The following is a 22823-nucleotide window of genomic DNA, read 5'->3' as shown; positions in this document are numbered from 1 at the left end:
ATCTCCTTAATTCGCGGCGGTTATGGCGCCAGGCTGGTTGGTACTGGCCGTCTGGCCTGGGCCGCCCTGCGGCGCAGACTGGATCGGATGCGCTGCAAAGTACTTACGCAACCCCCGGTATATAGCGTCAGCAATCTGCTGCTGATAGCGGTCGCTCGCCAGCAATCGCTCTTCGCCGTGATTACTGATAAAGCCCGTCTCCACCAAAATGGACGGGATATCCGGCGAACGCAACACGCCCAGGCTCGCGTGTTCCGGGCGACGTTTATGCAGCGACCCCACGCCGTCGAGTTGGCTTAGTACGTTCGTCGCCACATCATACCCTACCCGCTGCGAATGACCGAATTGCAAATCCAGTACCGCCTGGCTCAGGTAAGGGTCTGACTGACTGTTCGCCAGCACATCGCCAGCGCCGCCTAACAGTTCGGATTGCTTCTCATGCTGTTCAAGCCAGTTTGCCATTTCGCTGTTCGCGCGACGATTGGACAATACCCAGACGGAGGCGCCGGTGGCGTCGCGATTTGGCGCGGCATCCGCATGAATAGAGACAAGGAAGTTGGCGTTTTGCTTACGCGCCACGTCAGACCGCCCCATCACCGAAATAAAATAGTCGCCGTCACGCGTCAGCACGCCTTTAAACATCGGATCGTTATTCAGCAATGTGCGTAACTTACGCGCGATGGCGATGGTGACATTTTTCTCGCGCGTACCGCCCGGGCCTATCGCACCGGGATCCTGGCCTCCATGTCCGGCATCAATAGCAATCACCACTTTATCGCCAGCGCCTGTCGACGCGCGCGCCGCAGGCCGCGTAACGGTATTGCTGCTGGTTACGCCGGTCAGGCGATCATCAGAAGATTTAAACGGATTACGGGCAGGCTCCGTCGGGCGGGGCGCGCTTTCAACCCGTTTCGCGACGACAGGCGGTGGCGGCGGCGGAACATCGGCATTAATGGTGAAAATGACCGTATAGTTGCCGCCATTTTGTCGCTTCACAGCCTCGGTTTTACCATTTTCCGTCAGATCGACAAGCAACCGTAAAGATTGCGCATCTTTCGGCGTTCCGGCACGGATCGTTTTCACCAGATTGTTACCGCTAAACTGAAGCGGCAGCCCCTGAATCACGCCGGTCTGCCTGATATCCAGCGCCACGGTACGTTTACCGTCCTGTGAGTAAGCATATTCCGGCTCGCCGATAAAACTCAGCGTAATGCGCGCCTGCTGCTCGCCGTTGGACACCTGAATATCAGAGAGACTGGCGGCGCCCGCCTGCGCGCACAGCAGGATTAAGGCTGCTATTACGGCATTTTTGATGCGATAAATCATCCCGCCACCTTTATAGCTAATCGGCTAAACGCGCCAGTAACGAATGACCCGATGAGGATACCGCGCTTACGCGCGCCTCACGCCCCTGCGCCTGGTAATCAATATGGATTTCGACGTCCGGGTCGGGGAGAACGCCTTTACCTTGTTGCGGCCACTCCACCAGACAAATGGCGTCGTTGGCGAAATAATCGCGAATGCCCATAAACTCCAGCTCCTCCGGGTCCGCAAGACGGTATAAGTCGAAGTGATATACCATCATGTTATCAAGCGCATAAGGCTCTACCAGCGTATAGGTGGGGCTTTTTACATTACCGTTATGGCCTAACGCCTGTAAAAATCCCCGGCTAAACGTCGTCTTACCGGCACCTAAATCGCCATACAGATAAATAACGGTCGCGCCATCGCAGGCGTTGGCTACCCGTTGCCCCAGGTCTAGCGTCGCCTGTTCGTCAGGTAGCGGAATTACTCGATTCATCATGGTTTACGTCAATCACATCAGGGTTAACAATACGCCGCAGCGTAGTAAAAAGATCGGTCGCCAACATGCCGCGAGCGCCATAACGCGCTGCCAGTAAGTCCGCCGCCGCGCCGTGAGCCACACATCCCACACATGCCGCATCATACGGGGTAAACTTCTGTCCGAGCAATGCGCCGATGATGCCGGACAGGACATCGCCCATCCCGCCGCTCGCCATCCCTGCATTACCAGCGTCAATGATAGCCAGAGGGTGGTGTTCAGCGGCGATAATCGTTCCTGCGCCTTTTAACACGACCACGCCTCCATACCGTTTTACCAGACGCTGCGCTGAAAGTAAGCGATCACTTTCAATTTCTGCCACAGAACATCCTAACAGGCGGGCAGCCTCTCCCGGATGCGGCGTAATCACGCGATTGTGACGTTTATCAGGATTGATTGCCAGTAGGTTCAACGCATCCGCATCCCACAGCATAGGTTTACGGACGTTTTCTACTTTCTGTAAGGCTTTTTTGCCCCATTCCTGCTGCCCAAGCCCCGGGCCGATCACCACAACGTCAGCCCAGGTCAGGCTCTCTTCCAGCGACTGAGGCGTGAGTTCATGTACCATCAGTTCCGGGCGGGCCGTCAGCAACGGCGCGATGTTTTCACCGCGAGTCAGAACTCTGACCAACCCAGCCCCCGTACGCAGCGCCGCCTCGCCAGCCATCCGAATTGCGCCCGCTGTTCCCTGGTCGCCGCCAATAATCGCCAGACGACCATGATCGCCCTTATGCGAGGTCGGTCGACGCGGCGTTAGCCATTGCCCCAACTGCGTCGCGTCAAAACGCCGGAGCGGCGGCGTCTGGCTCGCCAGCCAGCCTTCCAGTCCCAACGCGTCATAATGCAATATGCCGGTAACGTCACGCGCTTTGCCGGTCAGCAGGCCTGGTTTCAGGGCGATAAACGTGACCGTATGCGCGGCGCTTATCACCGCGCCAGGCGTGGCGCCCGTTTGCGCCAGCAGACCTGACGGGATATCGACGGCGACAACCGGCGCAGGATGGGCGTTCGCCTGTTCAATCAGACCGGCTACCGGGTCGCGCGGCGCCTGGGCTATGCCGGTGCCAAGCAGCGCGTCGATAATCAGATCCGTCGCTTCCGGCCAGATAATATCGGCAGCATGGATAATGCCGCCAGCATTCAGCCAGGCATCGCGCGCCTGCGCCGCTTCTTCAGGTAACGGTTTGTCGCTCTCCTGCGCCAGCAACGTTACGCTAATGCCCGCCGCTTGCGCTAGTCGCGCCACGACGTAACCATCGCCGCCGTTGTTGCCATGACCACACAACACCAGCCAGTGTCGGGCGTCAGGGTAACTGTCACGGGCTACCCGAAACGCCGCGTCGCCAGCGCGCAGCATCAATTCATAGAGTGTGAGTCCGAAGGCATCCGCCGCATCGCGTTCCAGCCGTTTGATGTCATCGGCGGGCCAAATGGAGTGTGGTATACTTACAGGGTTTTTCTTCATGTTATGGTCCATCATGTCAAAGCCCCTCGATCTCAATCAGTTAGCGCAAAATATTAAGCAGTGGGGGCTGGAGCTGGGCTTTCAGCAGGTCGGTATTACTGATACCGACCTGCGCGCATCCGAACCTGCGCTGCAGGCGTGGCTGGACAAACAATACCACGGCGAGATGGCATGGATGGCGCGCCACGGTATGATGCGCGCCCGGCCTCATGAACTCTTACCCGGTACGCTACGTGTCATCAGCGTGCGCATGAACTATCTGCCCGCCAACGCCGCGTTTGCCAGTACGTTGAAGGATCCCACGCTGGGCTACGTTAGCCGATATGCGCTGGGGCGTGATTATCACAAGCTATTACGCAGCCGCCTTAAAAAACTGGGCGAGCAGATCCAGCAGTACTGCGGTTCGCTGAATTTTAGACCGTTTGTCGACTCTGCGCCTATTCTTGAACGCCCATTAGCGGAAAAAGCCGGACTTGGCTGGACAGGTAAGCACTCACTTATCCTTAATCGGGAGGCAGGCTCATTCTTTTTCCTGGGGGAACTGCTGATTGATTTACCGCTGCCGGTCGACCAGCCGGTCGAGGAAGGTTGCGGCAAATGCGTCGCCTGTATGACCATTTGCCCGACCGGGGCGATTGTCGAACCGTATACGGTGGACGCGCGGCGCTGTATTTCTTATCTCACCATTGAGCTGGAAGGCGCTATTCCGGAAGCATTTCGCCCACTGATAGGCAACCGTATTTACGGCTGCGATGACTGCCAGCTTATCTGTCCGTGGAATCGTTACTCTCAGTTGACCGGCGAGGCAGATTTTAGCCCACGCAAGGCTCTGCATAATCCAGATTTGCTTGAGTTGTTTAGCTGGAGCGAAGCGCAGTTTCTGAAAGTCACTGAAGGTTCTGCGATTCGGCGCATTGGCCATTTACGCTGGCTGCGCAATGTTGCCGTCGCGCTGGGGAATGCGCCGTGGAGTAATGCCGTCATTACGGCGCTGGAAAGCCGCAAGGGTGAGCATCCACTTCTTGATGAGCATATCGAATGGGCGATTGCGCAACAAATTGAAAAGCGCAACGCCTGCATCATTGAAGTGCAGCTACCGAAAAAACAGCGTCTGGTCAGGGTGATTGAAAAAGGGCTGGTGCGCGATGCCTGAATTATTCACAGGCTGTGTATAAAAATAAAAACACATTGCGATTCAAGAGGGAAAAAAGGAACAGTCAATAACGCTAACGTTTTGAAATCTTATTTTTTCTATATTTTTCAGGAAATTATAGAAATTCTACGCGTCAGGTATAATTTTTTGCATTCCAGGAGTAATGGGCCGCCCTGTGGATAAGTCTGTTTACAAGGATCTGATGAAAGCGGAACAAAACGTGCCCCAACGCGATATTCGTTGTGGATAATTTTACTGTAGATAAGAATTGGAGCGGGAAACGAGACTCGAACTCGCGACCCCGACCTTGGCAAGGTCGTGCTCTACCAACTGAGCTATTCCCGCATAATCTTCGTCTTTCGAACCGCTACTGCGTTGGCTGCCTTCACTCGCCTGAGTCACTTACTTCAGTAAGCTCCTGAGGACTCATTCAGTTGCCGCCTTGTCGCAATTCGAAATCCTGCGATTGGTGGTCTGCACTTAACAAGTACTTTCAAATTTTGGAGCGGGAAACGAGACTCGAACTCGCGACCCCGACCTTGGCAAGGTCGTGCTCTACCAACTGAGCTATTCCCGCTTGGGTGCGCTTGTACTTAACAAGTACTTTCAAATTTTGGAGCGGGAAACGAGACTCGAACTCGCGACCCCGACCTTGGCAAGGTCGTGCTCTACCAACTGAGCTATTCCCGCAAATTTGTTGCTGTCGTAATTCGCATTTCTGCGTCGTTACGGGAGGCGCATTATACGAGAAATCCATTTAGCTGCAAGCCCCTGAACGCATTTTTTCGCGATTTTTGTTTGAATGCTGATTAAATCACCAAACAAGACAAAAAACGAGCAAAGCGTGCGCTATGCAACAAAAAACTTTCCACGCCACGCCTAAAGGCACAGAATCAGAATAGCACCCTGCGCCAAAAAAAGAATAGCACGGTGACCACAACATCCAATTGATATCAGGGATCAAGATGAAAAAAAAACTTATTGTCATGCTGTTAGCCAGCCTCTCCGTTCACGCCGCTTCCGTTTCCGCCAGAACATTACATTTTGGCACCTCCGCCACCTATGCGCCCTATGAGTTTGTCGATGCCGATAATAAAATTGTTGGTTTCGATATTGATGTCGCCAACGCGGTCTGCAAAGAGATGCAAGCGGAGTGCTCATTCACTAACCAGAGCTTTGATAGTCTGATCCCCGGCCTACGCTTCAAAAAGTTTGATGCGGTGATCGCCGGTATGGATATGACGCCCAAACGTGAACAGCAGGTCTCCTTTAGCCAACCCTATTACGAAGGTCTATCGGCGGTAGTCGTCACGCGTAAAGGGGCTTATCACACTTTTGCCGATCTGAAAGGCAAAAAAGTCGGTCTGGAAAACGGTACAACGCATCAGCGCTATTTGCAGGATAAACAACAAGCTATCACGCCTGTCGCCTATGACAGCTATCTAAACGCCTTTACCGATCTGAAAAACAACCGTCTTGAGGGCGTGTTTGGCGATGTCGCCGCGATTGGAAAGTGGCTAAAAAACAATCCGGATTACGCCATCATGGATGAACGCGCCAGCGATCCTGACTACTACGGAAAAGGGTTAGGCATTGCGGTACGCAAAGGCAATGACGCGCTATTGCAAGAAATTAATGCCGCGCTCGACAAGGTGAAAGCGTCGCCGGAATATGCGCAAATGCAAGAGAAATGGTTTACGCAGTAATTCAGTGGCGGGAGAGCTGCCGGATGAGACGCTCTGGCGTTGCCATCCGGCATGTTACGCCTCACAGCTTAATGAAATGCTCGCGGTAGTAAGCCAGCTCCGCCACCGACTCGCGAATATCATCCATCGCCTGGTGCGTGCCCTGCTTGGTAAAGCCGGCCAGAATCTCCGGCTTCCAGCGGCGCGCCAGTTCCTTGAGCGTACTGACATCCAGATAGCGATAGTGGAAGTAGGCCTCCAGTTCTGGCATATATTTAAACAGAAAACGACGATCCTGACCGATGCTGTTACCGCAAATCGGCGACTTACCCGCAGGCACCCACGTTTTCAGAAATTCAATCGTCGCCAGTTCAGCGTCTCGTTCGCCCATCGTACTTGCCTTAACGCGATCCACCAGACCGCTGCCAGTATGGGTGCGCACGTTCCAGTCATCCATTAACGCCAGTTGCGCATCGGATTGATGTACCGCAATCGTCGGCCCTTCTGCCAGAATGTTCAGGCTGGCATCCGTCACCAGCGTGGCTATCTCAATAATGCGATCGCGCTCGGGGTCCAGACCTGTCATCTCCAGATCGATCCAAATCAGGTTGTTTTCATCGGCACTCATGCTATTTTCCACCGTTCAGAGGTCACATTCACTGTGACTATATTCATCTACAATTGCGTGTATCATAGATGTTTTGCCCACTATGGGCGACCAGGAGCCAGTACGATTGAGCAAAAATAAACTCTCCAAAGGCCAGCAGCGCCGTGTGAACGCCAATCACCAGCGTCGTTTAAAAACGTCCGCAGAGAAAGCCGACTACGATGACAACCTGTTTGGCGAGCCTGCAGAAGGTATCGTCATTAGCCGTTTTGGTATGCATGCCGATGTGGAGTCTGCTGACGGCGAGGTTCACCGTTGCAATATCCGCCGCACTATCCGTTCGCTGGTGACGGGCGATCGCGTCGTCTGGCGTCCGGGCAAAGCCGCCGCAGAGGGCGTCAACGTAAAAGGCATCGTTGAAGCGGTGCATGAGCGCACCTCGGTATTGACGCGCCCGGACTTCTACGACGGCGTGAAGCCTATTGCCGCCAACATTGACCAAATCGTTATCGTCTCCGCGATTTTGCCGGAGCTGTCGCTGAATATCATCGATCGCTATCTGGTCGGCTGTGAAACCCTACAGGTTGAGCCGCTTATCGTACTCAATAAAATTGATCTGCTGGACGACGAAGGTATGGACTTCGTTAATGAGCAGATGGATATCTACCGCAATATCGGCTATCGCGTGTTGATGGTCTCCAGCCATACGCAGGATGGTCTGAAACCGCTGGAAGAGGCGTTAACCGGTCGCATCAGTATTTTTGCCGGGCAGTCCGGCGTCGGAAAATCCAGTCTGCTAAACGCTCTGCTCGGCTTACAGAACGAGATTATGACGAACGATGTGTCGAATGTCTCCGGTCTGGGTCAACATACCACTACCGCTGCTCGTCTGTATCATTTCCCGCATGGCGGCGATGTCATTGATTCCCCCGGCGTGCGCGAGTTCGGCTTATGGCATCTGGAGCCGGAACAAATCACCCAGGGCTTTGTCGAATTTCATGACTATTTGGGACATTGCAAATACCGGGACTGCAAGCATGACGCCGATCCAGGCTGCGCCATTCGCGAAGCGGTAGAGAACGGCGCTATTGCGGAAACCCGTTTCGAAAATTATCACCGAATTCTTGAAAGTATGGCGCAGGTAAAAACGCGTAAAAACTTTTCTGATACGGACGACTGACAGATACGCTAGGCGTCGTTAGAATCGTCCCCTTTTTTCAGGATACCGGTATAACTGCCGGTTCAGGAACAACAATGGCCTGGAGGCTACCTTGTTAAACTCATTTAAACTTTCGCTACAATACATTCTGCCGAAACTATGGCTCACTCGCCTGGCGGGCTGGGGCGCAAGCAAACGAGCAGGATGGCTGACAAAACTGGTTATCGATCTCTTCGTAAAGTATTACAAAGTTGATATGACCGAGGCGCAAAAACCGGATACCGCCAGCTATCGTACGTTCAATGATTTCTTTGTTCGTCCGCTGCGTGATGACGTGCGTCCGCTCAATACCGATCCTAACATCCTGGTTATGCCTGCCGACGGCGTGATAAGCCAGTTAGGTCGTATCGAAGAAGATAAAATTTTGCAGGCCAAAGGCCATAATTACAGCCTTGAAGCGTTGCTGGCGGGTAACTACCTGATGGCGGATAAGTTTCGCAACGGCACGTTTGTGACCACTTACCTCTCCCCTCGCGACTACCATCGCGTGCATATGCCATGCAACGGCATCCTGCGTGAAATGATCTACGTACCGGGCGATCTGTTCTCCGTTAACCATCTGACCGCGCAAAACGTCCCCAACCTGTTTGCCCGCAACGAGCGCGTTATCTGTCTGTTTGATACCGAGTTCGGTCCTATGGCGCAGATTCTGGTCGGCGCAACTATTGTCGGCAGTATCGAAACCGTCTGGGCGGGGACCATTACCCCGCCGCGCGAAGGCATCATCAAGCGCTGGACCTGGCCAGAAGGCGAACATGAAGGGTCTGTCGCCTTGTTGAAAGGCCAGGAGATGGGGCGCTTTAAACTGGGTTCCACGGTCATCAACTTATTTGCGCCGGGGAAAGTGAATCTGATCGCGTCGCTGGCAAGCCTGTCCGTTACCAAAATTGGCCAACCGCTGGCGACGTCGACCGAAACATTCGTCGCGCCGGAGGTAGAACCTGCTCCGCTGCCGGCAGAAGAAATTAAAGCCGAACACGACGCCAGCCCGCTGGTTGACAATAAAAAAGACGACACCTAATCAAGAGAGAATGCTGACGTGCGCCTGATTATCGCTTTTCTGATGGCCTGGTGCCTCAGCACGGGGGCGTTCGCCGCAACGGCCCCCGACGCCAAACAAATCACGCAGGAACTGGAGCAGGCAAAAGCGGCGAAGCCCGCTCAGCCGGAAGCCGTTGAGGCGCTCCAGACTGCTTTAAACGCGCTTGAAGAGCGAAAAGGCTCGCTTGAGCGCGCGAAACAATATCAACACGTTATTGATAATTTCCCTAAGCTATCCGCCACCTTGCGCGCCCAGTTGAATAATCTGCGCGATGAGCCTCGCAGCGTACCGCCAGAGATGTCCACCGAAGCGTTAAATCAGGAGATCTTGCAGGTTAGCAGCCAGCTACTGGATAAAACCCGCGAGGCGCAACAGGAGCAGGAGCGCGTCAGGGAGATCGCCGACTCGCTCAGCCAGCTTCCCCAACAGCAAAACGATGCCCGCCGCCAGCTTAATGAGATTGAGCGACGGCTCGGCGCCGCAGGCGGAAGTGCCGCGCTTAGCCAGGCGCAAAGTCTCAGTATGCAGGCGGAGTCCGCCAAACTAAAAGCGTTAGTCGACGAACTGGAGTTGGCGCAACTGTCCGCCAACAACCGGCAGGAACTGGCTCGTCTGCGTTCCGAGCTGGCGGAAAAACAGAGTCAGCAACTGGATGCGTATCTTCAGGCGCTGCGCAATCAGCTCAATAGCCTGCGTCAACGTGAAGCGGAACGCGCGCTGGAAAGCACTGAGCTGCTGGCGGAAAACAGCGCCGGTTTGCCGGAAGGCATCGTCGAACAATTTAAAGTCAACCGCGAGCTGTCACAGGCGCTCAATCAACAAGCGCAGCGGATGGATCTGGTCGCCTCGCAGCAGCGACAGGCCACCAGCCAAACGTTACAGGTGCGCCAGGCGCTCAATACGCTGCGGGAGCAGTCGCAATGGCTTGGCGTGTCCAACATGCTTGGCGAAGCGCTGCGCGCGCAGGTCGCCCGTCTGCCAGAGATGCCTAAGCCGCAGCAGCTTGATACGGAAATGGCGCAGCTACGCGTCCACCGTATGCGCTATGAAGAGTTACTCAATAAGCAGCCGCAGCTACGGCAAATACGTCAGGCCAATGGACAGCCGCTGACCGCCGAGCAAAACCAGATCCTTGACGCCCAGCTTCGCACTCAGCGCGAGCTGCTCAACTCTTTGTTACAGGGCGGCGACACGCTGATCCTGGAGCTGACCAAACTGAAAGTCTCCAACAGCCAACTGGAGGATGCGCTTAAAGAGGTTAATGAAGCGACCCACCGTTATCTGTTCTGGACCGCTGACGTTAGCCCGCTATCGCTCTCCTGGCCTGTTGATTTGGTTCAGGATTTACGCCGGCTTATCTCATTAGATACGTTTAATCAGTTAGGTAAAGCCAGCATCATGATGCTGACCAGCAAAGAGACGCTACTGCCGTTATTCGGCGCGCTGGCGCTGGTCGGGTTTAGCCTCTATTCACGCCAACACTTCAACCGGTTCCTTGAGCGCTCGGCCTCGCGCGTCGGGAAAGTCACCCAGGATCACTTCTCGCTGACGCTGCGAACGGTGTTCTGGTCGATTCTGGTCGCCTCGCCGCTGCCGGTCTTGTGGGCGACGCTCGGCTATGGTCTACAGGAAGCCTGGCCGTATCCGCTGGCCGTCGCCATCGGCGATGGCGTGACGGCGACAGTACCGCTGTTGTGGGTAGTCATGATTTGCGCCGCGTTTGCCCGCCCTAATGGCCTGTTTGTGGCGCATTTTGGCTGGCCGCGAAACCGGGTAGCGAAAGCGATGCGCTACTACCTGATGAGCATTGGGCTGATCGTGCCGCTCATCATGGCAGTGATCATGTTTGATAATCTTAACGATCGGGAGTTTTCCGGCTCGTTGGGCCGCCTTTGCTTCATCCTGATATGCGGCGCGCTGGCGCTGGTCACGCTGAGTCTGAAAAAAGCGGGCATCCCGCTCTATCTTGATAAAGAAGGCAACGGCGACAACATGGTCAACAGCCTGCTGTGGAATATGTTGATGGGCGCGCCGCTTATCGCGATTCTGGCAGCGGCAGTGGGTTATCTGGCCACGGCGCAGGCGCTACTGGCGAGACTGGAAACCTCGGTCGCCATCTGGTTCCTGTTGCTGGTCATTTATCACGTCATTCGCCGCTGGATGCTGATCCAACGACGCCGACTGGCTTTTGACCGCGCCAAACATCGTCGGGCGGAAATGCTGGCGCAGCGCGCGCGCGGCGAAGAAGAACCGGCGCATTCCTCCAGCCTGGAAGGCGCGGTCGACATCGATGAAAGTGAAATCGATCTTGACGCTATTAGCGCTCAGTCGCTGCGTCTGGTCCGCTCAATTCTGATGCTTATCGCCCTACTATCGGTAATTGTACTGTGGTCGGAAATTCACTCGGCATTCGGCTTCCTGGAGAATATTTCGCTGTGGGATGTCACCTCTACGGTGCAAGGCGTGGAAAGCCTGGAGCCGATTACCCTCGGGGCGGTGCTCATTGCGATTCTGGTCTTTATCATCACCACGCAGTTGGTGCGTAATCTGCCCGCGCTGCTGGAACTGGCGTTATTACAGCATCTCGATTTAACGCCTGGTACCGGTTACGCCATCACGACCATCACCAAATATCTGTTAATGCTGATTGGCGGGCTGGTCGGTTTCTCAATGATCGGCATTGAGTGGTCGAAGCTACAATGGCTGGTGGCCGCGCTCGGCGTTGGGCTTGGTTTTGGCCTGCAAGAAATTTTCGCTAACTTTATCTCCGGCCTGATTATTTTGTTTGAAAAGCCGATTCGTATCGGCGATACGGTGACCATTCGCGATCTCACCGGCAGCGTGACCAAAATCAATACCCGCGCCACCACCATCAGCGACTGGGATCGTAAAGAGATTATCGTGCCGAATAAAGCCTTTATCACCGAACAGTTTATCAACTGGTCGCTGTCTGACTCCGTTACGCGCGTGGTGTTAACCATCCCGGCACCGGCGGATGCCAATAGCGAAGAGGTGACGCAAATTCTGCTGACGGCGGCGCAGCGCTGTTCTTTGGTGCTGGATAACCCACCGCCTGAAATCTTTCTGGTGGATCTCCAGCAGGGTATTCAAATTTTCGAACTGCGTATTTATGCCGCGGAAATGGGACACCGTATGCCATTACGCCATGAGATCCACCAATTGATTCTGGCTGGCTTCCGCGAGCACGGTATTGATATGCCGTTCCCGCCGTTCCAGATGCGTCTGGAGAGTCTTGGCGGTAAACAAACGGGGAGAACGTTAACGTCAGCGGGTAAAACCAGCCGCCCGGCGGGGAGTTTGTAGCGCATGATCCAGGCAAGAAATGCCGGATGCGCCCCGTGGGGTCTTATCCGGCATACGGCCTTTACTCCGCCGCCCACTCCGGATCGGCGCTCATGCGGCTGCTGTAATTCTGATAAATCGCCATCGCCAGCAGCGAGAAAAAGATCGGGCCGCCGATCATCCACAAGGCGCTGTCCCAGTCCCCAGCTTCAATCACCGGCTGGATGATGGTAAAGACGTTGGCAAACGTCACCACCAGCACCACAACACCCGTCGCGACCAGGGTAGAGGCTTTGGTTTTAAAGAGAACAAATGGCCGCTCCAGATCCTGACGCGCTTTAAAGAAGGGAAATGCCAGCGCAAGGAACAGGTATGGCAAGGTCATTGAGACGTTCGCCATCAGCGTGAGTTTGTTATAAAACGCCGATGCGGTGTCACCGCCAAAAGAGACCAGCAAAATAAACAGACTCACCAGCACGCACTGTAGCCACATAGCGGTCGCCGGCATACCGTTAGCGTTTAGTGTCGTCATCGGCGCGGGCCACAACGCTTTTGGCGTCCCCTGAATAATGGCTTTCAGCGGTGAATAGCTCAACGTAAAAAACGCGCCGGTATAAGCCAGAAACATAGAAAGGCCGGTGATACGCGCAAACCAGACGCCCACCGTCATCGCTGCGTCCGGAGAAAGGTTTAACGCGTTACCTAATGTCGTGCCTAAACTCGACATCAGAATGTAGGTGATATTCCCTAAGTTAACGGCGCTATTACTTAATATCTGTTGCCAGTTAGTGCTGACGCCCCATAAAAAGATCGCCAAAGAATAACCAATTGAAATCACAATAGCCGCGAAAACAATACCTTTCGCAAAATTCTTTTCCGGTTTCTCGGTTTTATCCACCAGTCCGCCGACAGCCTCAATACCGCCGTAAGCAAAAATAGCAAAGACCACAAATGACAACATTGCCAGGCCGGAGTGATAACCCGGATTCGGTGACGAGGTAAAATTAATTTCTTGTGCAAAATGCCCACCATTTAATAACAAAATAGCGACACTCACTAACAATAAAACTAAATTAAGGCACATTACGGCAATACCTCCGACCGCCGTAATTCGCGCAATTTTATTGATCCCTCTGGCGGCGACACACGTCACCAGAATCATCCAGCCGACGGCGAGCAGCCCGACAACCTGCGTAGGCTCAAGCCCCGCAATACGCCAGTGCTGCGTCATATCGGCGCCAAAAACAAAAGTAGAAAACGGTACCCAAATTTTTGCCGCCGTACTTACCATCCATATGACATACGATGAAAACCACATAAACGTGCCGATAAACGCGTAACGTGGCCCCACGCTATTATTCATCCACGAATAGATCCCGCCCTCTTCTTTGCGATAAGCGGAACCCATTTCAGCCATCATTAAGGCGAATGGTATAAAAAACAGCAAGGCAGAAAATATATACCACGGGATTGCGCTATACCCCATTAAATAAAACGCCGACGGGCTATTCGCAAAACCAAAAACAGAAGTAAAAATCATCAGGATAAGCCCAATAAGGCTCATCTTTTTTATCGTGTGGGTCATTCAACCATCCCTTACGCTCGAGCGCGTTTGCCAGACGCCGCTCACCGATTGACGCCGCCTTCTTTTTTACAAAGGTCAGCGATAAAAAAATCAACACAGGATTGATACCTAAATGGCATCAAAGTTCCAGCCTTATGTTGTGGCAAACAGAGGATAATTGAAAAAATATGCTACAAAATGGCGCTTATTGCGCCATTTTATCTCGCTAAAGAGTGAATTTCAGATTTACGCCCGATCGACCGTAAAAGCAATCACGTCCGCCAGGCTTTCTGCTCCCAGCGCCAGCATCACCAGACGATCAACACCCAGCGCCACGCCGGAACAATCCGGTAGACCGGCGGCCAGCGCATCCAGTAGATTTTGGTCAATCGGCTGCTGCGGCAGACCGCGCGCGGCGCGCTTACGATTGTCCTGTTCAAAGCGCTGTTGTTGCTCACGTGCGTCCGTCAGTTCGTGGAAACCATTCGCCAGCTCAATACCTTTGTAGTACACCTCAAAGCGCTCGGCGACGCGATGATCCTCGGTACTGATTTGTGCCAGCGATGCCTGACTTGCCGGAAAGTGATAAATAAAGGTCGGCTTTTCTTTACCTATATGCGACTCAACCCCCATCGTGAACAGCAGTTGCAGCAACGTATCACGGTCTTCTTCCGTATCAGCGATATTGCTTAAATCAAGCTTTGCCGCCGCCTCACGCAGTTGCGTTTTATCTGCTGATAACGGGTCAATCTCCAGATGGCGCTGAAACGCCTGTTGATAGGAGAGACTTTCCGCAGGTTGACAATCCAGCACTTGCTGAAGCAAATCATCCACTTCATTCATCAGGCGGTACATATCGTAATGCGGGCGATACCACTCCAGCATGGTGAATTCCGGATTATGATGTCGTCCCATCTCTTCATTACGGAAACTGCGGCATAGCTGGAAAACCGGACCGCACCCTGCCGCCAGCAGGCGTTTCATATGGTATTCCGGACTGGTCATTAAATAGAGGTTCATCCCCTGGGAATGGCCAGGTCCGACGAAACGCGTTTCGAACGGGAACAGATGAATGTCTGTGACCGTCGCCTGACTCATGCAGGGCGTCTCAACCTCAAGCACTCCACGATCGGCAAAGAAACGACGGATTTCCGCCATAATCGCCGCACGTTTTAATAAATTGGGGATGGACGCGCTCGGCTGCCAGGTTGCCGTTTCGCTCATGATTCTTTCTCCAGTTTAAGACAAGGTCACGAAGTCTACTCGCAACGCGCGGGCGAAACAAATTTTGCGCAGGCGTATCGGGTGCCTTCTGGAGGGTAAAAAAAGTGATTTCAGATGGTTTAGTAATTAAATTAATCAAAATCAATGATAATTCATCCCTCTGATACGCTAAAAAAATCGAACACGTCAAATTTCCCTGACATCCCTGAGACTATACTGTTGTACCCATAAAGGAGCAGTGGAAACGCATTCATACTTCGCAGAACCCAGAGGCTTTATCTGGCTGCGCGAGGGTGAAATTACAATAATCTGGAGGAATGTCGTGCAAACCTTTCAAGCCGATCTTGCCATTATAGGCGCCGGTGGCGCGGGATTACGTGCTGCAATTGCTGCCGCACAGGCGAATCCCAATGCTAAAATCGCACTGATCTCAAAAGTGTACCCGATGCGCAGCCACACCGTCGCTGCCGAAGGGGGTTCAGCCGCTGTCGCCCAGGATCATGACAGCTTTGACTACCATTTTCACGATACGGTAGCAGGCGGAGACTGGCTGTGTGAGCAGGATGTCGTGGATTACTTTGTCCACCATTGTCCCACTGAGATGACGCAGCTGGAGCAATGGGGCTGCCCGTGGAGCCGCCGTCCGGACGGTAGCGTTAACGTGCGTCGCTTCGGTGGTATGAAAATCGAGCGTACCTGGTTCGCCGCGGATAAAACCGGCTTCCATATGCTGCATACCCTGTTCCAGACTTCCCTGCAGTTCCCGCAAATCCAGCGCTTTGACGAACATTTTGTGCTGGATATTCTGGTTGATGACAACCATGCGCGCGGCCTGGTGGCAATGAATATGATGGAAGGCACGCTGGTGCAAATCCGTGCCAACGCCGTGGTAATGGCGACAGGCGGCGCAGGCCGCGTATACCGCTATAACACCAACGGCGGCATCGTCACCGGCGACGGGATGGGCATGGCGCTGAGCCACGGCGTTCCGCTGCGTGATATGGAATTCGTTCAGTATCACCCGACCGGCCTGCCAGGTTCCGGTATCCTGATGACCGAAGGTTGCCGCGGTGAAGGCGGTATTCTGGTCAATAAAAATGGCTACCGTTACCTGCAAGACTACGGCATGGGCCCCGAAACGCCGCTGGGCGAGCCGAAAAACAAATATATGGAACTGGGGCCGCGCGACAAAGTATCCCAGGCTTTCTGGCACGAATGGCGTAAAGGCAACACCATCTCCACGCCGCGCGGCGATGTGGTTCACCTCGACCTGCGTCATCTCGGCGAGAAGAAACTGCATGAACGTCTGCCGTTCATTTGCGAACTGGCGAAAGCCTATGTCGGCGTCGATCCGGTTAAAGAACCGATTCCAGTACGTCCGACCGCGCACTACACCATGGGCGGCATTGAAACCGACCAGAACTGTGAAAGCCGTGTCAAAGGGCTGTTTGCCGTTGGCGAATGCTCCTCTGTTGGCCTGCATGGCGCGAACCGCCTCGGTTCCAACTCGCTGGCGGAACTGGTGGTGTTTGGTCGTCTGGCTGGCGAACAAGCAATGGAACGCGCTGCGACGGCAGGTGCCGCAAATAGCGCCGCGCTCGACGCCCAGGTTGCCGATATTGAACAACGTCTGAAAAATCTGGTGAACCAGGAAGGCAACGAAAACTGGTCGAAGATCCGCGATGAGATGGGTCTGTCTATGGAAGAAGGTTGCGGTATTTACCGTACCCCGGAACTGATGCAGAAAACCATTGATAAACTGGCCGAGCTTCAGGAACGTTTCAAGCGCGTACGTATCTCCGATACCTCCAGCGTGTTCAACACTGACCTGCTGTATACCATCGAACTGGGTCATGGTCTGAACGTGGCGGAATGTATGGCGCACTCTGCGCTGGCGCGTAAAGAGTCCCGCGGCGCGCATCAGCGTCTGGATGAAGGCTGTACCGAGCGCGACGATGTGAACTTTCTCAAGCACACCCTCGCCTTCCGCGATGCTGATGGCACGACCCGTCTGGAATACAGCGACGTGAAAATCACCACCCTGCCGCCAGCCAAACGTGTTTACGGCGGTGAAGCGGAAGCAGCCGATAAGAAGGAGAAGGCGAATGGCTGAGATGAAAAACCTGAAAGTTGAGGTGGTGCGCTATAACCCGGAAACCGATACCGCGCCGCACAGTGCTTTCTATGAAGTTCCTTATGATGAAACAACATCGCTACTGGACGCGTTGGGCTACATCAAAGATAACCTGTCGCCAGACCTGAGCTACCGCTGGTCCTGCCGTATGGCGATCTGCGGCTCTTGCGGCATGATGGTCAACAACGTCCCTAAACTGGCGTGTAAAACCTTCCTGCGCGATTACACCAACGGTATGAAGGTGGAAGCGCTGGCGAACTTCCCGATTGAGCGCGATCTGGTTGTCGATATGACGCACTTTATCGAAAGCCTGGAAGCGATCAAACCGTACATTATTGGCAACTCTCGCACGCCAGATCAGGGGCCGAATGTCCAGACCCCGGCGCAAATGGCGAAGTATCACCAGTTCTCCGGTTGCATCAACTGTGGTCTGTGCTACGCCGCGTGCCCGCAGTTCGGTCTGAATCCTGAGTTTATCGGACCGGCTGCGATTACGCTGGCGCATCGCTATAACGAAGATAGCCGCGATCACGGTAAGAAGGAGCGTATGGCGCAGTTGAACAGTCCGAACGGCGTATGGACCTGTACTTTCGTGGGCTACTGCTCCGAAGTCTGTCCAAAACATGTCGATCCGGCTGCGGCCATTCAGCAGGGTAAAGTGGAAAGCTCGAAAGACTTTCTTATCGCCACCCTGAAACCACGCTAAGGAGTGCAACATGACGACTAAACGCAAACCCTATGTGCGGCCGATGACGTCCACCTGGTGGAAAAAACTGCCGTTTTATCGCTTTTATATGCTGCGCGAAGGCACAGCAGTGCCGGCAGTCTGGTTCAGTATTGAACTGATTTTCGGTCTGTTTGCGCTCAAACACGGCGCGGAATCCTGGATGGGATTCGTCGGCTTTTTACAAAACCCGGTGGTGGTGATCTTAAACCTGATCACCCTGGCGGCCGCGCTGCTGCACACCAAAACCTGGTTTGAACTGGCGCCGAAGGCGGCCAATATCATTGTAAAAGACGAAAAAATGGGGCCAGAGCCAATCATCAAAGGGCTTTGGGTGGTCACTGCGGTAGTCACCGTAGTCATTCTGTATGTTGCCCTGTTCTGGTAAGGAGTCCCGGATGATTAATCCAAACCCAAAACGTTCTGATGAACCCGTATTCTGGGGGCTGTTTGGCGCAGGCGGTATGTGGGGCGCGATCATCGCGCCGGTGATCGTGCTACTGGTTGGCATCATGCTGCCGCTGGGGCTATTTCCGGGCGATGCCCTGAGTTTTGAGCGCGTACTGACGTTCGCCCAAAGCTTTATTGGTCGCGTTTTTCTGTTCCTGATGATTGTGCTGCCGCTATGGTGTGGCCTACACCGTATGCACCACGCGATGCATGACCTGAAAATCCACGTGCCCGCGGGCAAATGGGTCTTTTACGGTCTGGCGGCAATCCTGACCGTTGTGACAGCGATTGGCGTTATCACTCTCTAAGTTGCCACGATGCCCTCTTATCTACCCGATAAGAGGGCGTTTTTTCTTTTCCTGCCTCTCATTTTCCCGCCAGGTTCTACACTTAGAAAAAACACTGGAAGGAAAATCTTATGCGCATTCTGCCCGTCGTTGCTGCAGTTACGGCCGCATTTCTGGTCGTCGCCTGTAGTTCGCCTACTCCGCCTAAAGGCGTTACCGTGGTAAATAACTTTGATGCCAAACGTTACCTCGGCACCTGGTATGAGATCGCACGCCTCGATCATCGATTTGAACGTGGACTGGAACAAGTCACGGCCACCTATAGTCTGCGTGACGATGGCGGGATTAATGTCATCAATAAAGGCTATAACCCGGATCGGGGAATGTGGCAAAAAACAGAAGGCAAAGCGTATTTTACCGGTAGTCCAAACCGCGCCGCGCTCAAGGTCTCTTTTTTCGGCCCGTTCTACGGCGGCTATAACGTGATTGCGCTTGACCGGGAATACCGTCATGCGTTGGTGTGCGGCCCGGATCGCGACTATCTGTGGATACTCTCTCGCACGCCAACGCTTTCTGAGGAAATAAAACAGCAAATGCTGGCCGTCGCGACCCGGGAGGGGTTTGACGTCAATAAATTAATTTGGGTAAAACAATCAGGTTCGTAGCAATGTCAGCGACGAATTAATGCGCACTGAGTTTTAGCCCAATGATACCTGCGACGATCAAGCCAAGACTGAGCAAACGCGCCGGTGAGGCAGACTCGCCCAGCAGAAGGATACCGGTGATTGCCGCCCCGACGGCGCCGATGCCGGTCCAGATGGCGTACGCTGTTCCAACGGGCAGCGTTTTCATTGCCCAGGAAAGTAACGCCATACTGATAACCATGGCCGTAATGGTGATAATACTGGGGGTCAGACGAGAAAAACCGTGGGTATACTTCAGGCCGACAGCCCATACCACTTCAAGTAAACCAGCGATTAATAGAATGATCCAGGACATAGCAGGCTCCAGATAATTAATGGGGCCGTCCCCGGTGAGAATAGCGTTTACAGGTCGTCCTGTAACGTATACGGATGAAAAGCCATTCTTGCCTGAGAGAAAATGAATTTCAACCTTTTTATTTTTTTCCGTCTAAAGGCGGGAATTGGCCCTTTTAAGCCGCGTAGTTTTCGCATTTAGCGCCCACAGGAGTTCTCTATGATGGAACGCCTTCTGGGAAAGAAAGTGCTTTACTACTTCCGGGTGCAAAAAACTATGTTGAAAATTTTAGTGATAGACCGATGCCACTTTACCCGTACGGGCATGGAGGCCTGGCTTAATCACACTGATGTGCTCAGTTCTTCACTGCTGGTATCCGGGATGAATAACCTTATACTGGCGAAAGAACATATTCTGCAATGGAAGCCCCATCTGGTTATCGCTGATTTATATGGTTTTCTCAACGATGCCTTACCCGAGCAGCCTATCAATGCATTTTTTGCCGCCTGCAGGATGACGCCGTTGGTATTATTACAGTCAGGGAATATGCCGTACAGACCGCAATATGCCAGTCATGCGGTGTTATCTAAACACACGCCTTTACATGAGCTTGCACAACGAATTAAAGGAGCGCTATATACTCATCCACTGCAGGAAGCGCCGGAAAGCGCCACGCCATTGCTCTCTCCGCAGGAGGAAAAAGTGCTCGCGATGTGGACGGAAGGCACCAGCAATAAAGAGATTGCGTATGCGCTTGGCATTCACGGGAAAACGGTTTACACCTATAAACGTAATATCCGTATGAAACTTCATATGGATAACCGGTATTCTCCCTTTCTTATGCTTCCGGAGAAAATCGATTAACGGTACGACGCCATGCCGTACCGTTGATGATTACTGCTGAGCTCTGGTTGCAGCGCCAGAGATCGCACTACCACCGTCCGAGATGTCCTCGCCCACGCCGCGCGTGGTATTACAAGCAGTTAATACAGTGGAAAGTACCAAAACAGAAAAGATCGCTGCAATTGTCTTTTTAACCATAATGTCTTCCTTTTCTAGCCAATGTTGTTTGTGTATAGCAACTTAATAATAGACAACATCCCAGAAAATGACGGGCGATCGACTAATTTTAGGAAGACGAGAAGCGATTAGCTGGCTGCGCGGGAGATGGCGTGGCCAAGATGCTGAATATCTTCGCCGAAGCCGCGGGCGGTATTACATGCCGTTAATAATGTGCCGGTAAGAAGAACCAGTGCGACAAGGCAGATAAAGCGTTTCATCATTGAGGCGCGAAAAATAGGATGGCGCAGCATACGCTGCACCATTTTTCCCGATAACGTAAATTATTTTACGCGGGATACGTATTCGCCGGAACGGGTATCGACTTTGATCACTTCGCCAATCTGCACGAACAGCGGAACTTTAACCACTGCGCCAGTAGACAGCGTGGCTGGTTTGCCGCCAGTACCTGCGGTATCGCCCTTCAGACCTGGGTCGGTATCAACAATTTCCAGTTCAACAAAGTTCGGCGGAGTGACAGAGATAGGCTGACCGTTCCACAGGGTTACGATGCATTCCGCCTGATCCAACAGCCATTTTGCGTTGTCGCCGATAGCCTTGGCATCTGCAGACAGCTGTTCGAAGGTTTCGTTGTTCATGAAATGCCAGAACTCACCGTCGTTGTACAGGTAAGTCAGGTTCATATCGACTACATCCGCGCCTTCAGCGGAATCGGTCGATTTGAAGGTTTTCTCAACGCGCGTGCCGGTCAGCAGACGGCGCAGCTTAACGCGGGCAAACGCCTGGCCTTTACCCGGTTTCACGAATTCACTGGATTCAACCGCATAAGGTTCGCCATCCAACATGATTTTAAGACCGGAACGAAAATCGTTGCTATAGTAAGTCGCCATAAGGCCCTCTGAAATTGTTAACTGGTAGCTAAGCCACAAAATGGCGCATATTGTAACCCTAAATACCCCATTGCGAGAAGATTGGTTAGCGCAACTTGCCGATGTTGTGACCAATCCCGACGAACTGCTGCATCTTTTACAGATTGAAGCTGATGAAAACCTCCGGGCAGGACAGGACGCCAGGCGCTTGTTTGCCCTCCGCGTGCCGCGCGCTTTTATTGCGCGCATGGAGAAGGGCAACCCTGACGATCCTCTGTTACGTCAAGTGCTGACGTCCCGGGATGAATTTATTGTCGCCCCCGGTTTCTCCACCGACCCGCTGGAAGAGCAACACAGCGTGGTGCCAGGATTATTGCATAAATACCAAAACCGGGCGCTATTGCTGGTAAAAGGCGGATGTGCGGTAAATTGCCGCTACTGTTTCCGTCGTCACTTCCCGTATGCGGAGAATCAAGGCAATAAGCGCAACTGGAAAGTCGCGCTGGAGTATATCGCCGCACACCCGGAACTGGATGAGATCATCTTTTCCGGCGGCGATCCGCTGATGGCGAAAGATCATGAGCTGGACTGGCTGCTCACGCAACTGGAAGCCATTAAGCACGTCAAGCGGCTACGCATCCACAGCCGGTTGCCTATCGTCATCCCGGCACGCATTACTGACGAACTGGTCGCCCGCTTTGACCAGTCACGTCTGCAAATTTTGTTGGTGAACCATATCAACCACGCCAATGAAGTGGACGAGGCGTTCTGCCTGGCGATGAAGAAACTGCGCCACGTGGGCGTCACGCTTCTCAACCAGAGCGTCCTGCTGCGTGGCGTGAATGATAACGCGCGAACGCTGGCGAATCTGAGCAACGCGCTATTTGACGCCGGAGTGATGCCCTATTACCTGCATGTGCTGGATAAAGTGCAGGGCGCCGCGCATTTTATGGTCACCGATGACGAAGCCCGGCAAATCATGCGCGAACTGCTCACGCTGGTATCCGGCTATATGGTGCCAAGACTGGCGCGTGAAATCGGCGGCGAACCGAGCAAAACACCGCTGGATTTACAGCTTCGGCAGCGCTAATCCTCGCGGGCGCGTCAGGGACGACGAAAATATTACCGCGCAATATCACGAGGAGATTCCCCCGCGATTCTCCTCACCCTCTGGCGACGATAAAATACCCTTCGTTAAATACACCTTTCCGCTACTCTCTTTTCAATAAAGTCCGTTTTAGGACTCGCTTAGCGTG

Annotated in this window: 22 protein-coding genes and 3 tRNA genes; 12 read left to right on the top strand and 13 right to left on the bottom strand. The window is 53.5% G+C overall.

The features are described 5' to 3' along the window. Positions 1-6 precede the first annotated feature (6 nt). The 3 genes from amiB to nnr are packed head-to-tail and all read right to left on the bottom strand — an operon-like array spanning position 7 to position 3323. Entirely contained in the window at positions 7-1326 is a 1320-nt protein-coding gene (amiB, locus tag NA389_RS04805; protein ID WP_000640366.1) for an N-acetylmuramoyl-L-alanine amidase AmiB, read from the bottom strand. 16 nt (positions 1327-1342) lie between these two features. Further along, complete coding sequence (tsaE, locus tag NA389_RS04800; RefSeq protein WP_000981984.1) at positions 1343-1804, bottom strand: tRNA (adenosine(37)-N6)-threonylcarbamoyltransferase complex ATPase subunit type 1 TsaE; 462 nt, start codon at positions 1802-1804, stop codon at positions 1343-1345. Then, the gene (gene nnr / locus NA389_RS04795; protein ID WP_000968670.1) at positions 1776-3323 is read right to left on the bottom strand and encodes a bifunctional ADP-dependent NAD(P)H-hydrate dehydratase/NAD(P)H-hydrate epimerase; all 1548 of its coding nucleotides are present in this window, start codon (positions 3321-3323) and stop codon (positions 1776-1778) included. Before nnr ends, tsaE begins: the two co-directional genes overlap by 29 nt. On the opposite strand from nnr, the gene queG reads away from it, so the two are divergent. Next, positions 3322-4461, top strand: a complete 1140-nt coding sequence (gene queG / locus NA389_RS04790) for a tRNA epoxyqueuosine(34) reductase QueG (protein ID WP_024134622.1) — start codon at positions 3322-3324, stop codon at positions 4459-4461. The two genes, nnr and queG, sit on opposite strands and share 2 nt — an antisense overlap. Positions 4462-4730: 269 nt before the next feature. Here the strand turns inward: queG and NA389_RS04785 are convergent. The 3 genes from NA389_RS04785 to NA389_RS04775 all read right to left on the bottom strand — a co-directional run bounded on the left by NA389_RS04785 (position 4731) and on the right by NA389_RS04775 (position 5151). Continuing rightward, a tRNA-Gly gene (locus NA389_RS04785) sits at positions 4731-4806 on the bottom strand. Between the two features lie 156 nt (positions 4807-4962). Further along, a tRNA-Gly gene (locus NA389_RS04780) sits at positions 4963-5038 on the bottom strand. A 37-nt stretch (positions 5039-5075) separates the two neighbouring features. After that, positions 5076-5151, bottom strand: a tRNA-Gly gene (locus NA389_RS04775). Between the two features lie 275 nt (positions 5152-5426). Here NA389_RS04775 and NA389_RS04770 point away from each other — a divergent pair. Next, positions 5427-6167, top strand: a complete 741-nt coding sequence (locus tag NA389_RS04770) for an arginine ABC transporter substrate-binding protein (RefSeq protein ID WP_000727892.1) — start codon at positions 5427-5429, stop codon at positions 6165-6167. Between the two features lie 61 nt (positions 6168-6228). On the opposite strand, the gene orn is transcribed toward NA389_RS04770, so the two are convergent. Further along, positions 6229-6774: an oligoribonuclease gene (orn, locus tag NA389_RS04765; RefSeq protein WP_001271546.1), complete on the bottom strand. Its 546-nt coding sequence runs from the start codon at positions 6772-6774 to the stop codon at positions 6229-6231. A 106-nt stretch (positions 6775-6880) separates the two neighbouring features. Between orn and rsgA the strand changes: the two genes are divergently transcribed. The 3 genes from rsgA (at position 6881) to mscM (ending at position 12338) form a co-directional block, all read left to right on the top strand. Next, entirely contained in the window at positions 6881-7933 is a 1053-nt protein-coding gene (rsgA, locus tag NA389_RS04760; RefSeq protein ID WP_000041946.1) for a small ribosomal subunit biogenesis GTPase RsgA, read from the top strand. A gap of 91 nt (positions 7934-8024) precedes the next feature. Further along, positions 8025-8993 (top strand): archaetidylserine decarboxylase, encoded by a 969-nt coding sequence (gene asd / locus NA389_RS04755; RefSeq protein ID WP_000934949.1) that lies wholly within the window; start codon positions 8025-8027, stop codon positions 8991-8993. 18 nt (positions 8994-9011) lie between these two features. Then, positions 9012-12338: a miniconductance mechanosensitive channel MscM gene (mscM, locus tag NA389_RS04750; protein ID WP_001236755.1), complete on the top strand. Its 3327-nt coding sequence runs from the start codon at positions 9012-9014 to the stop codon at positions 12336-12338. 61 nt (positions 12339-12399) lie between these two features. Here the strand turns inward: mscM and yjeM are convergent, their stop codons facing one another. Next, entirely contained in the window at positions 12400-13902 is a 1503-nt protein-coding gene (gene yjeM / locus NA389_RS04745) for a glutamate/gamma-aminobutyrate family transporter YjeM (protein ID WP_000149872.1), read from the bottom strand. 225 nt (positions 13903-14127) lie between these two features. Further along, positions 14128-15105: an elongation factor P--(R)-beta-lysine ligase gene (gene epmA / locus NA389_RS04740; RefSeq protein WP_079917074.1), complete on the bottom strand. Its 978-nt coding sequence runs from the start codon at positions 15103-15105 to the stop codon at positions 14128-14130. A gap of 322 nt (positions 15106-15427) precedes the next feature. On the opposite strand from epmA, the gene frdA reads away from it, so the two are divergent. From frdA to NA389_RS04715, 5 genes are all read left to right on the top strand, one after another. Next, entirely contained in the window at positions 15428-17218 is a 1791-nt protein-coding gene (gene frdA, locus NA389_RS04735) for a fumarate reductase (quinol) flavoprotein subunit (protein WP_001192952.1), read from the top strand. Next, positions 17211-17945 (top strand): fumarate reductase iron-sulfur protein, encoded by a 735-nt coding sequence (gene frdB, locus NA389_RS04730; RefSeq protein ID WP_000829509.1) that lies wholly within the window; start codon positions 17211-17213, stop codon positions 17943-17945. Before frdA ends, frdB begins: the two co-directional genes overlap by 8 nt. Positions 17946-17955: 10 nt before the next feature. Continuing rightward, positions 17956-18351, top strand: coding sequence for a fumarate reductase subunit FrdC (gene frdC, locus NA389_RS04725; protein ID WP_000208749.1), 396 nt, complete (start codon positions 17956-17958; stop codon positions 18349-18351). A 10-nt stretch (positions 18352-18361) separates the two neighbouring features. Beyond that, positions 18362-18721 carry a fumarate reductase subunit FrdD gene (gene frdD, locus NA389_RS04720; RefSeq protein ID WP_000609650.1) on the top strand — a complete coding sequence of 120 codons (360 nt, stop codon included), beginning with the start codon at positions 18362-18364 and terminating at the stop codon, positions 18719-18721. Positions 18722-18831: 110 nt separating this feature from the next. After that, on the top strand, positions 18832-19365 hold the full coding sequence (locus NA389_RS04715) for a lipocalin family protein (RefSeq protein WP_001221670.1): 534 nt from the start codon (positions 18832-18834) through the stop codon (positions 19363-19365). A 16-nt stretch (positions 19366-19381) separates the two neighbouring features. On the opposite strand, the gene sugE is transcribed toward NA389_RS04715, so the two are convergent. Continuing rightward, complete coding sequence (gene sugE, locus NA389_RS04710; protein WP_000118469.1) at positions 19382-19699, bottom strand: quaternary ammonium compound efflux SMR transporter SugE; 318 nt, start codon at positions 19697-19699, stop codon at positions 19382-19384. 255 nt (positions 19700-19954) lie between these two features. On the opposite strand from sugE, the gene NA389_RS04705 reads away from it, so the two are divergent. Continuing rightward, entirely contained in the window at positions 19955-20542 is a 588-nt protein-coding gene (locus NA389_RS04705; protein ID WP_000912959.1) for a helix-turn-helix transcriptional regulator, read from the top strand. 30 nt (positions 20543-20572) lie between these two features. On the opposite strand, the gene ecnB is transcribed toward NA389_RS04705, so the two are convergent. From ecnB to efp, 3 genes are all read right to left on the bottom strand, one after another. Next, complete coding sequence (gene ecnB / locus NA389_RS04700) at positions 20573-20719, bottom strand: lipoprotein toxin entericidin B (protein WP_000239598.1); 147 nt, start codon at positions 20717-20719, stop codon at positions 20573-20575. Between the two features lie 107 nt (positions 20720-20826). Then, on the bottom strand, positions 20827-20961 hold the full coding sequence (locus tag NA389_RS04695) for an entericidin A/B family lipoprotein (protein WP_001670700.1): 135 nt from the start codon (positions 20959-20961) through the stop codon (positions 20827-20829). 60 nt (positions 20962-21021) lie between these two features. Then, complete coding sequence (gene efp / locus NA389_RS04690) at positions 21022-21588, bottom strand: elongation factor P (protein ID WP_000257282.1); 567 nt, start codon at positions 21586-21588, stop codon at positions 21022-21024. Between the two features lie 40 nt (positions 21589-21628). Between efp and epmB the strand changes: the two genes are divergently transcribed. After that, the gene (epmB, locus tag NA389_RS04685; RefSeq protein WP_000940478.1) at positions 21629-22657 is read left to right on the top strand and encodes an EF-P beta-lysylation protein EpmB; all 1029 of its coding nucleotides are present in this window, start codon (positions 21629-21631) and stop codon (positions 22655-22657) included. Positions 22658-22823 lie beyond the last annotated feature (166 nt).

The sequence above is a fragment of the Salmonella sp. NW645 genome, assembly GCF_051703725.1.
GTDB lineage: Bacteria > Pseudomonadota > Gammaproteobacteria > Enterobacterales > Enterobacteriaceae > Salmonella > Salmonella enterica.
This window is presented reverse-complemented; position numbering and strand designations above follow the sequence as displayed.